Origin of the sequence: Streptomyces sp. NPDC097619, assembly GCF_040302735.1 — a bacterium.
Lineage (GTDB): Bacteria > Actinomycetota > Actinomycetes > Streptomycetales > Streptomycetaceae > Streptomyces.
Window position 1 is genome coordinate 49,121 of the sequence record NZ_JBEOSD010000031.1, and the last position, 13,806, is coordinate 62,926.

The 13,806-nt window shown below is 74.1% G+C and carries 12 protein-coding genes; 4 read left to right on the forward strand and 8 right to left on the reverse strand.

What is annotated here, in order from left to right:
• Positions 1 to 42 precede the first annotated feature (42 nt).
• From ABTZ17_RS11765 to ABTZ17_RS11785, 5 genes are all read right to left on the reverse strand, one after another.
• Positions 43 to 789 carry an alpha/beta fold hydrolase gene (locus tag ABTZ17_RS11765; protein ID WP_352195399.1) on the reverse strand — a complete coding sequence of 249 codons (747 nt, stop codon included), beginning with the start codon at positions 787 to 789 and terminating at the stop codon, positions 43 to 45.
• 203 nt (positions 790 to 992) lie between these two features.
• On the reverse strand, positions 993 to 2,294 hold the full coding sequence (locus ABTZ17_RS11770) for an MFS transporter (RefSeq protein WP_352195400.1): 1,302 nt from the start codon (positions 2,292 to 2,294) through the stop codon (positions 993 to 995).
• Positions 2,291 to 4,087: a condensation domain-containing protein gene (locus tag ABTZ17_RS11775; RefSeq protein ID WP_352195401.1), complete on the reverse strand. Its 1,797-nt coding sequence runs from the start codon at positions 4,085 to 4,087 to the stop codon at positions 2,291 to 2,293. The genes ABTZ17_RS11770 and ABTZ17_RS11775 overlap by 4 nt, the downstream gene beginning before the upstream one ends.
• Entirely contained in the window at positions 4,084 to 5,520 is a 1,437-nt protein-coding gene (locus tag ABTZ17_RS11780) for a DUF6271 family protein (protein WP_352195402.1), read from the reverse strand. Before ABTZ17_RS11780 ends, ABTZ17_RS11775 begins: the two co-directional genes overlap by 4 nt.
• Positions 5,502 to 6,644 (reverse strand): phytanoyl-CoA dioxygenase family protein, encoded by a 1,143-nt coding sequence (locus ABTZ17_RS11785; RefSeq protein WP_352195403.1) that lies wholly within the window; start codon positions 6,642 to 6,644, stop codon positions 5,502 to 5,504. Before ABTZ17_RS11785 ends, ABTZ17_RS11780 begins: the two co-directional genes overlap by 19 nt.
• 654 nt (positions 6,645 to 7,298) lie before the next feature.
• Between ABTZ17_RS11785 and ABTZ17_RS11790 the strand changes: the two genes are divergently transcribed.
• The 3 genes from ABTZ17_RS11790 to ABTZ17_RS11800 all read left to right on the forward strand — a co-directional run bounded on the left by ABTZ17_RS11790 (position 7,299) and on the right by ABTZ17_RS11800 (position 9,243).
• On the forward strand, positions 7,299 to 8,153 hold the full coding sequence (locus tag ABTZ17_RS11790) for a class-II aminoacyl-tRNA synthetase family protein (protein WP_352195404.1): 855 nt from the start codon (positions 7,299 to 7,301) through the stop codon (positions 8,151 to 8,153).
• Positions 8,154 to 8,285: 132 nt separating this feature from the next.
• Positions 8,286 to 8,516, forward strand: coding sequence for an acyl carrier protein (locus ABTZ17_RS11795; RefSeq protein WP_352195405.1), 231 nt, complete (start codon positions 8,286 to 8,288; stop codon positions 8,514 to 8,516).
• 4 nt (positions 8,517 to 8,520) lie between these two features.
• On the forward strand, positions 8,521 to 9,243 hold the full coding sequence (locus ABTZ17_RS11800) for a 4'-phosphopantetheinyl transferase family protein (protein WP_352195406.1): 723 nt from the start codon (positions 8,521 to 8,523) through the stop codon (positions 9,241 to 9,243).
• Here the strand turns inward: ABTZ17_RS11800 and ABTZ17_RS11805 are convergent.
• Genes ABTZ17_RS11805 through ABTZ17_RS11815 form a run of 3 tightly spaced genes read right to left on the reverse strand, consistent with a single transcriptional unit; the run spans position 9,231 to position 12,129 of the window.
• Positions 9,231 to 9,917 (reverse strand): response regulator, encoded by a 687-nt coding sequence (locus ABTZ17_RS11805; RefSeq protein ID WP_352195407.1) that lies wholly within the window; start codon positions 9,915 to 9,917, stop codon positions 9,231 to 9,233. The two genes, ABTZ17_RS11800 and ABTZ17_RS11805, sit on opposite strands and share 13 nt — an antisense overlap.
• On the reverse strand, positions 9,910 to 11,205 hold the full coding sequence (locus ABTZ17_RS11810; protein WP_352195408.1) for a sensor histidine kinase: 1,296 nt from the start codon (positions 11,203 to 11,205) through the stop codon (positions 9,910 to 9,912). Before ABTZ17_RS11810 ends, ABTZ17_RS11805 begins: the two co-directional genes overlap by 8 nt.
• Before the next feature lie 48 nt (positions 11,206 to 11,253).
• Positions 11,254 to 12,129: a CPBP family intramembrane glutamic endopeptidase gene (locus tag ABTZ17_RS11815; protein WP_352195409.1), complete on the reverse strand. Its 876-nt coding sequence runs from the start codon at positions 12,127 to 12,129 to the stop codon at positions 11,254 to 11,256.
• A 293-nt stretch (positions 12,130 to 12,422) separates the two neighbouring features.
• Here ABTZ17_RS11815 and ABTZ17_RS11820 point away from each other — a divergent pair, with 293 nt between their 5' ends.
• Positions 12,423 to 13,715, forward strand: a complete 1,293-nt coding sequence (locus tag ABTZ17_RS11820) for an extracellular solute-binding protein (protein WP_352195410.1) — start codon at positions 12,423 to 12,425, stop codon at positions 13,713 to 13,715.
• The last annotated feature ends 91 nt before the right edge of the window (positions 13,716 to 13,806 follow it).

Genomic DNA, 13,806 nt, shown 5'->3' on the forward strand with positions numbered 1-13,806 from the left:
CCCGGGCGGTCGGCGGTGCTCGTACGGGGAGGGGCCGGGGAGTCAGCGGGGACCGCCGCGCCGGGCGAGGGCCCGGAGCACGAGATCGGCGGTCGCCGGCGGATCGAGCAGCGGAGCGCAGTGGTGCGCGCCCTCCCACAGGTGGAAGGACCCCTCGGGAACGGCCTCGGCGATGCCCCGCATGGCCTCCGGGTCGGCCACCCGATCGTGCGCGGCCGCGACGACGGAGACGGGCACGTCCAGACGGGGGAGCGCCCCCAGCACGTCGAAGTCCGCGATCATCCGCAGGACGCGCGCCCACCGCGCGGGGTCGGCCGCGCGGACGCGGTCCCGGGCGTAGCGGACCGCGGGCACGTCGGCTGCCACCGCCTCGGCCGGGAACCAGCGGGCGACGGTCGGCTCGACATCGCCGAGGCCCGAAGCCTCCAGCTCGTCCGCCACGGCGCGGAACGGCGGGAAGGGGCTGGCACGCGTGCACAGCAGCACCACGGAGCGGACCCGCTCGGGACGGTCGAGGGCGAACCGCTGCGCCACCTGCCCGCCGAAGGAATGGCCGACCAGGTCCACCCGCGGCACGTCGAGGAGGTCCAGGAGCGCGGTGAGGTCCTCGGCGAACTCCCGGACCGACCCGGCCGCACGCCCTTCCGACGCGGACCCGTGGCCGCGCAGGTCCGGGACGAGCACACGACAGCGGTCGGAGAGCAGCGGGACGAGACCGTCCCACGCGTGCCGGTCCAACGGCGCGCCGTGCAGGAGCACGCACGCCGCCCCGGCTCCCTCGTCGCGCACGGTCGTCCCGACCTGGGAAGAGAGCCGGAGCCGTCTTTCGACCATCGCGACCCCTCACGACGCAACCAGGCGGAGCACGCACAGCCATCCCCATGGTCCCATCCCGGCCCCCGTCCGGCATCGGGGAGAGGGCGGCCGGGCCGGCCGCTCTCGGGTGGCCGGCCCCTCCTCGGGTTGTGGGTCGGGCCCCGTCGCCCGGTGCCTCAGGAGTCCGTCGTCGCCTCCGCGCGGGGCAGCGGCCGCGTCCCGGGGTCCGCGGACTTGCCCTCCGGGGCGCGGCCCAGGGCCCGGATCGCCGGGACGCAGAGCATCGCGCCGATGCAGACGAGGCCGACGACGGAGGAGAAGAGCAGGACCCGGTCCGCGCCGAAGGCCCCGGCGGCCGGACCGGCGAGGGCGCGGCCCACCGGGATGACCATGATCGAGCCGGCCACGTCGTAGGCCGACACCCGGCTCAGGACGGCCAGCGGTATGTGCGACTGCACGCTGGTGGCCCACATGACCCCCCAGAAGGCGAACCCGCAGCCCGCCACCATCCCGGTCAGCGCGGTCACGGTGAAGGACCAACCGAGCGCGGGAGCGAGGGGGTTGAGGGAGAAGAAGAGCATGGCGCACGCCCCCGCCACGAGGGGACGGCGGGGTCGGACCCGCATGCCCAGCAGACCGCCGATGATGGTTCCGGCACCGTCGGCCGAGGCGATCCAGCCGTACCCGCCCGCCCCGTGCTGCTCGGTGAGCAGCACCGCGGTGAGGGGGATCGCCGGGCCGAAGACGAACAGGCCGTATACCGCCCAGAGCGAGATCACCCCCCACAGCCAGGCCCGGGAACGGAACTCGTGCCAGCCCGTCAGGAGCCGTTGCCACATGGGGTCGTCGTCGGTGTCGGGGGCGGTGCCGAGCCGGCGCAGCGGAGCCAGTCCGAGGGCGCTCAGCGCGTACGCGCCCGCGATGACGGCGAAGGAGCCCGCCACGTTCCAGTAGGCGACGAGCAGGCCCGCCACCCCGGGGCCGAGCAGGGTGCAGATGGCCTCGGAGATCCGCAGGAGGGCGTTGGCCCGCTGGATGTCCTCGGCGACCTGCGGGACCAGGCTCGCCAGCCCCGGCTGGAACATGGCGGTGGCGGCGCCGCTGAGTGCCAGCAGCGCCATGACGTGCCAGAGCCGTACGCCCGTCCCGATCAGGAGCAGTGCCAGCACGAGCATGGCCACCATGCGCACGAGGTCCGCGCCCACCATCATCACCTGGGGGGTGAACCGGTCGGCCAGGACCCCGCCGAACAGCACGAGCAGCACGATCGGCGCCATCCACGCGGCCAGCGCGTAGCCCACCCCCGAAGCGCCGTATCCGGCGCCGAGCACGGCGGTCGTCAGCGACACCATCAGCATGCCGTCGGCGAGCAGCGACGCGCTGCGCGCGGTGAACAGGAGCCGGAAGCGGCTCGACCTCCAGGGGCTGGGCGGCCTGCCGCCCGGCTGTGGGGACACCACTGCCTCATCCATCGTCATGTCACATCCGCCGGAGCCCGGCCGGTCCCTTCGCTGAGTATCCGTTGACGGAGCCACGCGCTGCTCCGGTCCGCCTCCGCCGGCGGGTCCTGGACGATCACGTACCGGCGGGGGGCCAGTACGCCGGGCCGCCCGGGCAGTGCCTCCATGAGCGCGGTGTGCGCCCGTTCCGCGGTCACCGCGGCGGGGCCGGCGGCGATGTACGCGGTGAGTCCGTCCGCCGTGACGTGGACGGCGGGGGCGCCCAGCGCCTCGCGCAGCGTCCGCGCCACGAGCGGGGGTGAGGTCCAGCAGCCGTCCGCCCGGACCCACTGCGGGCCGCGCGGCACCGGCCGCACGCCCGTCACCTCGGTGAGGGAGGCGAGGGGCACGTCGGCCATCGCGGCCGCCTCCAACAGCCGCACCAGACCGGTGAGGAAGCCCTCCGCCTCGGCGCGGGGGAAGAGGGCCGGATCGGCCCACAGGTCGAGGCGCAGCACGGGTGCGGTCGCGTGGACGAAGGTCAGCATCCGGGTGGGCAGGACCTGCCCCTCGTCCCAGCGCAGCTCGTGCTCCGGGCCCCCGCCTTCCGGGTCCCCGCCGTCCGCGTCCGGTTCCGCCCTCAGGGAGGCCACGGTGCCGGGCAGGCTGCTGACGTCGTTGAACACGACGTCGCGGGCGAACCGGCTGCCCCGCGCGAAGGTGACCCGGTCGATCATCTCCCACAGCCGCAGCGAGTCGAACCGGCTGTGCCGGTAGGCGCCCAGGGCCGCGCCCCATGCCTTCTTGAGGAGCGCGTCGAAGGTCGGTACCCGCGTGTCCAGGTGGAGCAGGGCGTCCTGCGACAGGGTGCCGACCGCGCGCACGAGCCGTGGCTGGTAGCGGTTCGAGGTCGGGGCGGCGAGCACGCACGCCTCCTGGCCCGTGCGGTGGGCGACCAGCGCGCACCAGGCCGACAGCAGCACGGTGGATGGTGGGGAGCCGGTCCGTGCCGCCGCCGCCTCCAGGGCGCGGGCCGCCCGGCGCGAGCGGAGCCCGAGCTTCGGCGTGGCCACCTCGGTGCCCTCGGCGCCCGGTTCCGCGAACATGGCCTGCGGGCCGGTGCGGAGGATCCGTTCCCAGTGCCGCAGGGACGCCTCCGCCTTGCGCAAGCCCGCCGGGCTCGCCTCCTCGGCGGCCTGCTCCAGCGGAGTGAGCGAGGTCGGCGCGGGCAGGGTGCCACCGGCCGGCAGGGCGAGGAGGGCCAGCCAGTCCTCCTTGAGCACGGCCAGGGCACCGGCGTCCGTCGCGGCGTGGCTCGCCGCCATGGCCAGGAACACGGGGGTGCCGGCGCTCGTGACGAGGGTGAGGTGCAGGGGGAAGTCCCGGTCCAGTCGGAAGGGCACCGCTCGGGCTCGCCGGGCCAGCGCTTCGGCGTGGCCGGCGCCGGCCACGGGGAGCCGTTCGTGATCCAGCACGGTGACCGTGAACGAGCCCTCGGAGGCCACGACCTGCTCGCGGGCCGCGGCGTCCGCGGCGGGCGGGAAGGTCGTGCGCAGTGCCGCGTGCCGGACGACCAGCGCGCGCAGGGCGGTGAGCACGGCTTCCGTGTCGGTGCCCGGGGGGACGGGCCACACGTCGTGGATGTTGATGTGCTCGGGCTCGTCCCGCAGCATGCAGCGGATCATGTTGGCTTGGCCCAGGGTGACCGGCCCGCGCCCGGGCACGCCGCCCGTGTATGTGAGGGTGCGGGTGTGGGCCACGGGGTCCGGTGCCGCGGCGGTCGGTCCGGACGCGGGCGCGGCGGAGTGGAGCGGCCCGGTCGTGCGGCTCATGCGGGGCTCCCCGCGGTGCGCCGGTCCGTCCGGTCGCCGGTGGTTCCGCTCATCGGGGTGTGCGCGGCCCCGTCCGCCGATCCGTGCGCGAGGTCCTGCGCGCGGCTCCCCCGCACCGCCCCGTTCGCCGGGCCGGGGCCGCCGAGGGTCCGGGCGGCGAGGGTCAGCGCGGGCCAGGCGTCGGCCAGCAGGGCGAAGTCGGCGAGGTCCCGGTGGACTTCGTCGAGGAGTTCCTCGGCGTGCCCGGTCAGACGGTGGGCCGCCTCGGCGTACCGGCCGCCCAGCCTCCGGTACGCGCCGGTGAGGGCGGCGAGCCGTTCGGCGCCTCGGGTGCGGTCCACGGCGGCCCCGGCCCGGAGGGCGGGCGCCACGGCCTCGGGGCGGATCCGTCCGTCGCCGTCGAGCAGCGCGTCGCCGGCCTGCCGCAGGGTGTCGTAGACCGCTTCGAACAGCGGTCCGGAGAGGAGGAACTTGGCGTACCGCAGGTGGTAGGCGAGGAAGCCGGCGCCGGAGCGGCGTTCCGGGGTGTGGTAGTTGACGATGTGTCGGTTGTGCAGGACGCCGGGCAGTCCGGCGTCGTGCACGAGGTGGATGAGGAAGTAGTCGCTGCCGATCGTGTCGAGGGCGGGCGGTAGCGGCACCCGGGAGTAGACCTCGCGGTCCAGGGCGATGTTGCACATGTCGACGCGCGTGGGGCTGACGCGGGTCAGGGTGGTCAGGTCGCGGGTGAAGGCGGTGTTCCCGGCGCCCCGGAAGGACTCCGCGATCAGGTTGCGGCGCCACAGTTCCGGCATGCCCTCGGGCACGGAGAGGCCGACGACCTCCTCGTACACCGCGGGGTCCAGGCGGCGGATCTCGTCCAGGTCGACGGACATCTCGCCGACGAAGGAGCCCCCGACCAGGGAGACGGGCCGGTCGGCGAAGGCGGGGTCGAGCCGGCTGCGCGTGACCCGCCCGGAGACCTCGGAGGCCGGTGGCCCCAGGGTCGCCAGCTCCAGCGGGAAGGGGAAGACCGGCTCCCCGTCCAGGTACTGGTAGCGGCTGTCGGAGTCCCGGCGGTGCACGGAGGAGCAGCCGAGGGCTTCCGCGAGGAGGAAGGCCCGGTCGGTGCAGGCGCCGTAGGAGGTGCCGGACGGCAGCACGAGGTCGAGGAGTCGTCCGGGCGACGCGGCTCCGGAGCGCTCGATCACCTTGCGCAGGAAGGTCCGCTGCCGGTCCTCGTCGTAGTGGTGGACGACCACCCCGGGCGCGGGGGACAGGGCCGCCACGACCTCGCGGTGCGCGGCGAGCGTGGCGGGGTCGGAGGAGTCCAGGACGAGGAGGTGCACCTCGGTGTCGGAGCCCCGGGCGCCGTGGGCGGCCTCTTCGGCCACGGCCCTGATGGTCGCGGCGGACGGGCGGTTCGTGGGGAGGGTCAGGCAGACTCGGCGCACGTCGACTCCCCCCGAGGGTCGGTGGCGGCCGTGCCGGACGCGGCGTCGGGAGCGCCCGCGGCAGTTTCGCCGGCCCCATCGCCGGCGCCGTCCTCCTCGTGCCAGGAGGTGAGCCCGAGCAGGCGGCTGCCCAGGGGGTCGAGGACGGCGGTGGGGTAGCGCTTCGACTCGTGCAGGACGGGATCCCCGACGAGGGTACGGTTCCAGCGGGGGGTCCGCAGGTGTCGCCAGGCTTCGACCCGCGACCGCCGCAGCCGCTCGTGCTCCTCCAGCGCGGGCATCATCGACAGGTACTGGACGGCCCGTACCTGGTCCCGGGAGGTGTTGCGCGCCACGCCGTGGGCGAGCAGACCGTTCCAGATCAGCAGGTCGCCCGGTTCGAGGTGGGGGCGGACGACCGGGTACTCGGCGCGGTCCACGTCCGGGCGGAGCGGGTCCCGGTCCGCGGGCTGGGAGAGCTTCCACTCCTCGAACCGGCGGAAGAGCTCCGGATCGCACTGGAAGCCGCCGGCCTCCGGGGTCGTCTCGTTGAGTGCGATGATCCCCTGCACGCGCTGGGGCGGGACGCCGAGGGTGGTGTCGATGTCCCAGTGCAGATCGATGTCGAACCCCCGGTCGGTGGGCTCGATCAGGGCGCGGTCGCGGTTGCCGACGTTGGGAGGGTTGAGGTTGAGCCGGTCCTGGGTGACCCACAGCTCCTCGCAGTCCCAGACGTCGACGAAGGCGTCGTAGACGCGCCGGGCCTGCCGGTTGTCCCACAGCAGTTGGTGGTGGTACGCCTCCACGAAGCCGTACACGTGCAGCTGCCGGTCCAGTTCGGAGCGCCACGGCCGGTCCTCGTACCAGCTGTCGGGGCGCTCGGGATCGAGGCCCTGGAACTCCCAGGTGAAGTCGAGGAGTCGGCGCGCGGCCTCGGGGGTGACGGCCTGTTTCACGATGACGTGGCCGAAGGTCTGCCAGTGCGCGAAATCGGCCTCGGAGAGCACCCGCAGCGGTCTCGACTTCGTCAGCTCGCGCAGGGTCGTCCCGGCGAGGTAGGACTCGCCGTCCGCGCTGAAGTAGGGCCGTTCGGTGGCGGCCCGGTGCAGTCGGGGGAGGGCGCGGCGGGAGGTGGGCGTCGTCATGTGATCCCTCCAGGGCTGGGGTCGGGAGGCCGTCCGGTGCGCGGCCCGCCGTCGACGGGGCGGGCGCGGATGCCGCTCCGGCCCGGGTCCGGGGCCCGGGCCGTGGTCCGGAGCCCGGTACGGCGTCGGACCGGAGGAGCGGGCCGCTGGGGGCGGACCGTGGGGGCGGATCGGGGCGCGCGGACCGGTTCCGCGTCCGGCCGTCGGATTCCGGATCCGGCGGTCGGAGGCGCGGCGTCGAGAGCAGAATTGGTGTAGACCATGCCTGCTGTCAAGTGCCCTCCGCGAGGGCCCGATTGCCGCAGACGGCTATTTTCGGCCAAGGTCCGGACGTCTCCGCCATGCCCGTCATGTGGTCTAGACATTCCGAAGCGGAGCGGCCTAATGTCGCCGTGCGTGACCGAGCCCCTGATGGGACATCAGCCGGCCGGCCGACCGCCGCCGCGCGCCCCCGGTCAACGGCGACCACGGACATCGAGGCACACGACTTCGATGCCCCCGCGCCGACGCGCACCCCGGGCGCGCGACCACGCCGGTCCGCCCGCGGAGCGCGCCCACCGGTCCCGCACCCGGTCGGGGAGCCCGTGATCACGGGCCGCCCGACCGACCCCACGCTTTCGCTCCGTTCGTCCACCCCCAGAGGAAGCGGTTTCCATGAGCACACCCCTTTCCGCCCCCCGGCGCCCCGACCTGAAGAGCCCCGGTCCGGGCCTGGTCACCCTGGACCCGACCCTGACCGCCCTCCTGCGCGGACTGGACGGACTCCTCACCGGACTCGCCGCGGACTCCGGGGCGCCCGAGGTCATGGGACCGCCCCTGCTGCCCGTCGACGGGCTCGCCCGGTTGGACTTCTTCCGTAACTTCCCCCACCTCGGCGTCTGGGCCGGCCGCGTGGCCCCGGACGCCCTCGACGCCCTGGCCGCCGGGGAGACCCCCGGCGAGCGCCCCCTGACCCCCACCGGCTACCTCCTCCCGTCCGCCACCTGCTACGGACTGCTGCTCTCCCTGGAGGGCACGGACGTCGGCGAGGAGGGCCTGCGCCTCTCCGCCGCCGGCCGGTGCTTCCGCAACGAGGACCACTACGACGGACTGCGCCGCCTGTGGGGCTTCCACATGCGCGAGGTCGTCTACCTCGGCACCAAGGACGGGGCCGTGGCGCACCTGGAACACGGTGCCCGGTTCATCGGGGAGGCCGCCGCCCGCCTCGGTCTGGACCTCACCAGGAAGGTCGCCGACGACCCCTTCTACGACAAGGGCGGTTCCCGGGCCCGACTCATGGCCCTGGACCCGGTCAAGCACGAGTTCTGCGCCCCCGACGGTACCGCCATCGCCTCCGTCAACCGCCACCGCAACTTCTTCGGGGAGCGCCTGGACATCCGCGCCGGCGCCGCCGGGCCCGCCTACAGCGCCTGCGTGGCCTTCGGCCTCGAACGCTGGGGGCACGCGATGGTCCTCGCCCACGGCACCCCCGAGCGCGCCCTGGACCGGCTCCGCGCGGCACGCGACTGACCGGCCCCACCCGGCCCCCCGTCTCCTTCCGCTTTTTCCGCTTCCGCTCGTCCCGACCCCTGCGATTGCCCTGCGCCACCCTTGCGACATCCCCGCACACCCGCACGATCCCGCACCGAGGAGCACCGCCCCGTGAACCGCATCACCTCATGGCTGCACGAGAAGAACCCCGGCCTCGACGGGCCCATCGACACCGACGAGGACCTGATCGAGGCCCGGCTCATCGACTCCATGGACTTCCTGGAGTTCATCGACCTGCTGGAGGAGCTCTCCGGCACCACCATCGACCTCCAGGAGGTCACCATCGACGACTTCCGCACCCTCGCCCGGGTCCAGGAGCGCTTCCTCAGCGCCGCGAGCTGACCGCGTGCGCACGACGGCCGCCCCGGGCGCGGCACCGGGCGCGAGCGGCGCGGGTACGGACCCGGGCGACGCGGCGCCCCCGCGGGCGGGCGGCGTCCTCGCGGTCGTCGCCCGCACCGCGGAGGTCCTCGCCCACCCCCTGCTGCACCCGGGGCTGCTCGCGCCCTGGGAGCGGGACCGGCTCGCCGGCATCAGGAGCCCGGACCGCCGCGAGGACGTCCTGGCGGCGAGGCTCCTCGTCCGGCTGTGCACCGCCGGCCACACCGGGCTGCCCCTCGAAGCCGTCGCCCCGGCCCAGCGCTGCCCCGGGTGCGGCCGGGCCGGCCACGGACGCCCGTACCTCCCCGGCCGGCCCGACCTCGGGCTCAGCTACAGCCACGCGGACGGCCTCGTGGCGGCGGCCGTCGGACCCGGCGCCGTCGGCATCGACGTCGAACCCTCGACCCGCCGCCCCGGCCCCCTGCGCCAACTCCGCCGCCTCGTCCCCGCACCCGAACTCCGCGAAGCCCTCGACGGACCGGATCCCGGGCCCGCCCTGTTGGCCCTGTGGGTGCGCAGGGAAGCGCGGATCAAAGCCGGCCGCGCCGATCTCCCCGTGCGCGTGTGGTCGGACCCCGAACGCTCGGCGACCGCCGCCGTCGCGGCCCTGCCGGCCGTCACCCCGTCCGTCCGCGCCCTGTCCGGCCTCCACGCACCCGTCCCGGCGGGCCCCCGTCAGCCCGGGTGACCGGCCAGCCCGGTGCGGTGCGCCAGGACGACGGCCTGGACCCGGTCGCGCAGGCCGAGTTTGGCCAGGATGCGCGAGACGTACGTCTTGACGGTCTCCGGCGTGATGAACAGGACCGCCGCGATCTCGGCGTTCGACAGCCCTTGGGCGACCTGCCGGAACACCTCCAACTCCCGCGGGGTCAACGCGCCGGTCACCGCGCTCCGTTCCCCGCTCGCGGGGCGGAGGTGCTCGGCGTGGTGGCCGATGAGGTGACGCGTGACGGCCGGGGCGACCAGGGCGTCGCCGCGGGCCACCGTCCTGATGCCGCCGACCAGTTCCGCCGGCGGCGAGTCCTTGAGGAGGAAACCGCTGGCTCCGGCCTTGAACGCGTCGTACACGTACGCGTCGACGTTGAAGGTGGTGACGACCAGCACCCTCGGAGGGTCCTCCGCGTCCGGGCCGGCGAGCCGCAGGGTGGCCTGGATGCCGTCCAAGAGGGGCATGCGAATGTCCATGACGACCACGTCGGGGCGGAGCCGCCGTGCGAGCCGGACGGCCTCGTGCCCGTTCTCGGCCTCTCCGACGACCTCCATGTCGTGCTGGGCGGAGAAGATGGTGGCGTAACCGGCGCGCACCAGCGCTTGGTCGTCGCAGACCAGGACGCGGATCGGCGGCCGCGGTCCCTCACTCACGGGGCTCCTCCCGAACGGGCCGGCACGGGATCACGGCGTGGACCTCGAACCCGCCCCCGGCCCGGGGCCCGGCCCGGAGCCGGCCGCCGAGCACCCCCACCCGCGTACCCAACCCGGCCAGCCCCCGCCCCCCGCCCGCCGGGTCGGATTCCACCGGGGCCGACCGGCCGGAGGTTCCCGCGGTGGTCCCGGCGGTCGGTCCTTCGGCCGTTCCGTCCGCCGTCCCGTCCGCCGCTCCGTCCGTCGTGACGGTGATCTCGTCGTGGTCCTCCTCGTACCGGACCAGGACACGAGTGCGCTGTCCGGCCGCGTGCTTGAGCGCGTTGGTCAGGGCCTCCTGCACCACCCGGTAGGCGGCCGGCTCGCACTCCGCGCTCCGCGGACGCCGCTCACCGAGCTCGCCGAACTCGACGGACAGGCCCGCCGCGCGCGTCTGCTCGATCAGATCGCCCACCCGCCCGAGAGCGGGAGCCCGGTGGGCGCGTGCCCCGTCACCGGCGGCGGACTCCCCGGTCGCCTCCAGCACGCCGAGCAGGTGGCGCAGGTCCGTCAGCGCCCGACGACCCGTCGCGCTCACGTGCGTCAGCGACTCCCCGGCCCGCTCGGGCGCGTCGGCGAGCAGGAACTGGGCGGCGTCGGACTGCACCACCATCGCGGTCACGTGGTGCGTCACCACGTCGTGCAGTTCCCGCGCGATCCGGGCCCGTTCCGCGGCCGCGGCCGCCTCGGCGCTCAGTGCGCGCCGTTCCGCCTCCTGCCTCCGGTTCTTGCGCACGGTGCTCCCCACGAGCCAGAACGCGGCGAGGACCAGATGAAAGGCGAGGTAGTCCCAGACGGTCTGGGGCGAGCCGAGGCGGTGCAGGACGACGGCCGGCACGACGTAGCCGGCACTCAGCGCGGCGGCGAGGCCGCCACGCGACCGCACCTGGTGGGCGCCGGCGGAGTAGAGGGCCAGGTACAGTCCCAGGCCGGCGAGCGTGGTGGCGAAGCCCAGTGCCTGGTGCGCGGCGAACGCGCCGGCGATCACGGCGACCGTGGCCGCCGGCCGGCGGCGCCGGGCCACCAGGGGAAGGCTCTGCGCCAGGACCAGGAGCAGTCCCGGCAGGCTCGCAGGCCGCTGCGGGAGGTCGCCGATCTGCGCACCGATGTGGGACAGGCCCGGCACGAGCGCCAGCAGCGCGAGCGCCACGGCCGGCACCCCGTCCTTGACGGATGCCTCGCACGCCCGCCACCGGTCGTACGGCACCCTCAGCAGCGGGAAGCCGGCGGTGGCCCGGGGCGGTGTCACGGCTGGTACCTCCGGTCCAGGGGTCTCGGCGGCCGGAGCGGTGAGCGCTCAACGGCCGGGGCGGGGACGGATCCCACCCTCGCGGTGGGCCCCGCGGAGCATCGGGACGGCGATGGCCGCGCCGAGCAGGACGGGCACGATCGACGCCTCCAGTCCGAAACCACCGCCGGTCAGCAGGGCGGGACCGTGTATGTCGACCGTGAACCAGCCTTCGGGAGTGTGACCGGAGACCGGGATGCCGAGCAGCTGTTCGGCTGCGTTCCAGGTGAAGTGCAGCCCGGCGACGAACCAGATGTTACGCCGCCACAGGAACGCCGCACCCAGCAGGACCCCTGCTTCCACGGCGATCGCCAACGCGCTCCACACGGAGGCGTGTTCGGCCCCGAGGTGAGCGACACCGAAGAACAGCGACGTGAGCACGAGGGCGGCCCGACTGCCCCACAACCGCTCCAGCGTCTGCAGCGCGAGACCGCGGAACAGCAGCTCCTCCGTGACCGCGCCGCCGATCTGCACCATGACCGTCGTCCACAGCACCGGCAGGAAGCCCCGGCCTGCCCAGGAGAACGAATAGCCCCCGAAGAGGGTGAGGAGCAGCACCGGCACGAGGATGAAGCCCAGGCCGATCCCGCCACCGAGCAGAGCCTCCCGCCCCGCCCCCCGCCGGGAGATCTCCGGAACCGGACGCCGCGCGACGTGCCGCATCACCCACGCGTACACCGCCACCGCCGCGGCCGCGCCCAGCAGTGGCACCGGGCCCGGCCCGGTCGCCGTCAGCCCCGACACCAGCCCCACGCCGAGCGCCCCCGTCAGCAGCAGGCCGATCGGAGAGCGGATCGCACGCCCGAACGGCCCGGCGGGGGAGGCGCCGACGGCTTCGTCCGCGCCGGATCCCGTCCCGTGCCCCGCAGTGGACCTCGTACCCATGGTGACCTCCTGTCGCGGCCACACGTGGCGGTGACCCGAGGAGCACGCTAGGAATCCGCGGCGTCCGGCGGATCACCCACCGGCGGACGGTCCGGGTAGCTCTCACGGGGGATGCGCGGGACGGTCCACTGCGGCACGATCGGTCGACGACGCGTACCCGTTGGCCACAACTGGTCAGCAGATGGGCGGATTTGCTGTGGACACAAGCTGGATTCGGTCCTGTCGAAACCGGTGAAGGCGAGGTGAAATTGGTGTAGACCTACGCCCTGCACAGGAGCTCGGGAGGGTGAGTCATGAGGGTGAGACGTCGTGGGCTGCGGATGTCCGGAGCCGGTTGTCTGGCCATGGTGCTGCTGGCCGGCTGCGGCATGGGGTCCGGGTCCGACAAGGGCGAGGTGGTCCTTCGGGTCGTGGCCGCGGACTACGGAGAGGGCCCGCTCGACTCCTCCACCACGTTCTGGAAGCACCTCGCCTACCGCTACGGGAAGGCGAACCCCGGCGTGCGGGTCGAAGTGACCGTCCTGTCCTGGAACGACGTGGACGCGAAGGTCGCCGAGATGGTCGAGAAGGGGCGTGCGCCCGACATCGCGCAGATCGGCGCCTACGCCGACTTCGCCGCCGCCGGAAAGCTGTACCCGGCCGACGAACTCCTCTCCGTCCGCACGGAGGCCGACCTCCTGGCCCCCCTCGCGGACGCGGGCCGGGTCCACGGCGACCAGTACGGCCTGCCGTTCGTGGCCTCCACCCGGCTGATGTTCTACAACACGGACCTCCTGGAGGACGCGGGCGTCATCGCCAAGGGCGCGGCCTGGCAGCCGCGGACCTGGGCCGAGCTGACGGCCGCGGCGAAGAAGCTCAAGGAGAACGGGGTCCGCACGCCCATCGCGCTCCCCCTGGGGCCGGAGGAGGCGCAGGCGGAGTCGATGCAGTGGATGCTCGCCGGCGGGGGCGGCATCACGAACGACTCCGAGGGCTACGTCATCGACTCCACCGCGAACGTCAAGACCTTCGAATACCTCCGGGACGACCTCGTCGGCGCCGGGCTGACCGGCCCGGACGAGCCGGGCGGCCTCGACCGCCGCCGCGCCTTCGAGGCGTTCACGGACGGCCAGGTCGGGATCCTCAACGGCCACCCCACCCTGGTGCAGCAGGCACACGCGAAGGGCATCAAGCTCGGGATGGTCCCCCTGCCCACGACGGACGGCTCCGAGCCCAGGGCGATGGGCGTCGCCGACTGGATCATGGCCTTCAAGAACGGCCACCCCAAGGAGTCCGGAGCTTTCCTCGACTACCTCTACGAGGAGAAGAACGTCACCGCCTTCACCGCCAAGTACGGCCTGCTGCCGGTGACCACCTCCGGCTACCGCCGCATGCTCGACTCCGACGACCCCAAGACCGCCCCCCTGAAGGTCTTCCTGCGCGCCCTGCCCTCCTCCCGCCTCTACCCGGTGGGCAAGAAGTCCTGGGCGGGCGTGAGCGCCGAGTTCAAGAAGAGCGTCGGCGGAGCGGTCGCCCCGGACGGCCGACCGGCTGACGTCCTCGCCGACATAGCGGAAAGCGCCCGCAAGGCGGAGGGCACCCCCTAGGCCGTGTCTTCCGGATCTTGCCTGGCCCGCGACGCCTGGCACCGCACCTCGCGGCGTTGCCGGAAAGCCTGATTACGTCCAGTAGGCAGGC

Bases quoted from the DNA above. Each gene is read 5' to 3' on its own strand.
- ABTZ17_RS11820 (WP_352195410.1), top strand. From the start codon at position 12,423: ATGAGGGTGAGACGTCGTGGGCTGCGGATGTCCGGAGCCGGTTGTCTG.
- ABTZ17_RS11770 (WP_352195400.1), bottom strand. From the start codon at position 2,294: ATGACGATGGATGAGGCAGTGGTGTCCCCACAGCCGGGCGGCAGGCCG.
- ABTZ17_RS11790 (WP_352195404.1), top strand. From the start codon at position 7,299: ATGAGCACACCCCTTTCCGCCCCCCGGCGCCCCGACCTGAAGAGCCCC.
- ABTZ17_RS11775 (WP_352195401.1), bottom strand. From the start codon at position 4,087: ATGAGCCGCACGACCGGGCCGCTCCACTCCGCCGCGCCCGCGTCCGGA.
- ABTZ17_RS11785 (WP_352195403.1), bottom strand. From the start codon at position 6,644: ATGACGACGCCCACCTCCCGCCGCGCCCTCCCCCGACTGCACCGGGCC.
- ABTZ17_RS11815 (WP_352195409.1), bottom strand. From the start codon at position 12,129: ATGGGTACGAGGTCCACTGCGGGGCACGGGACGGGATCCGGCGCGGAC.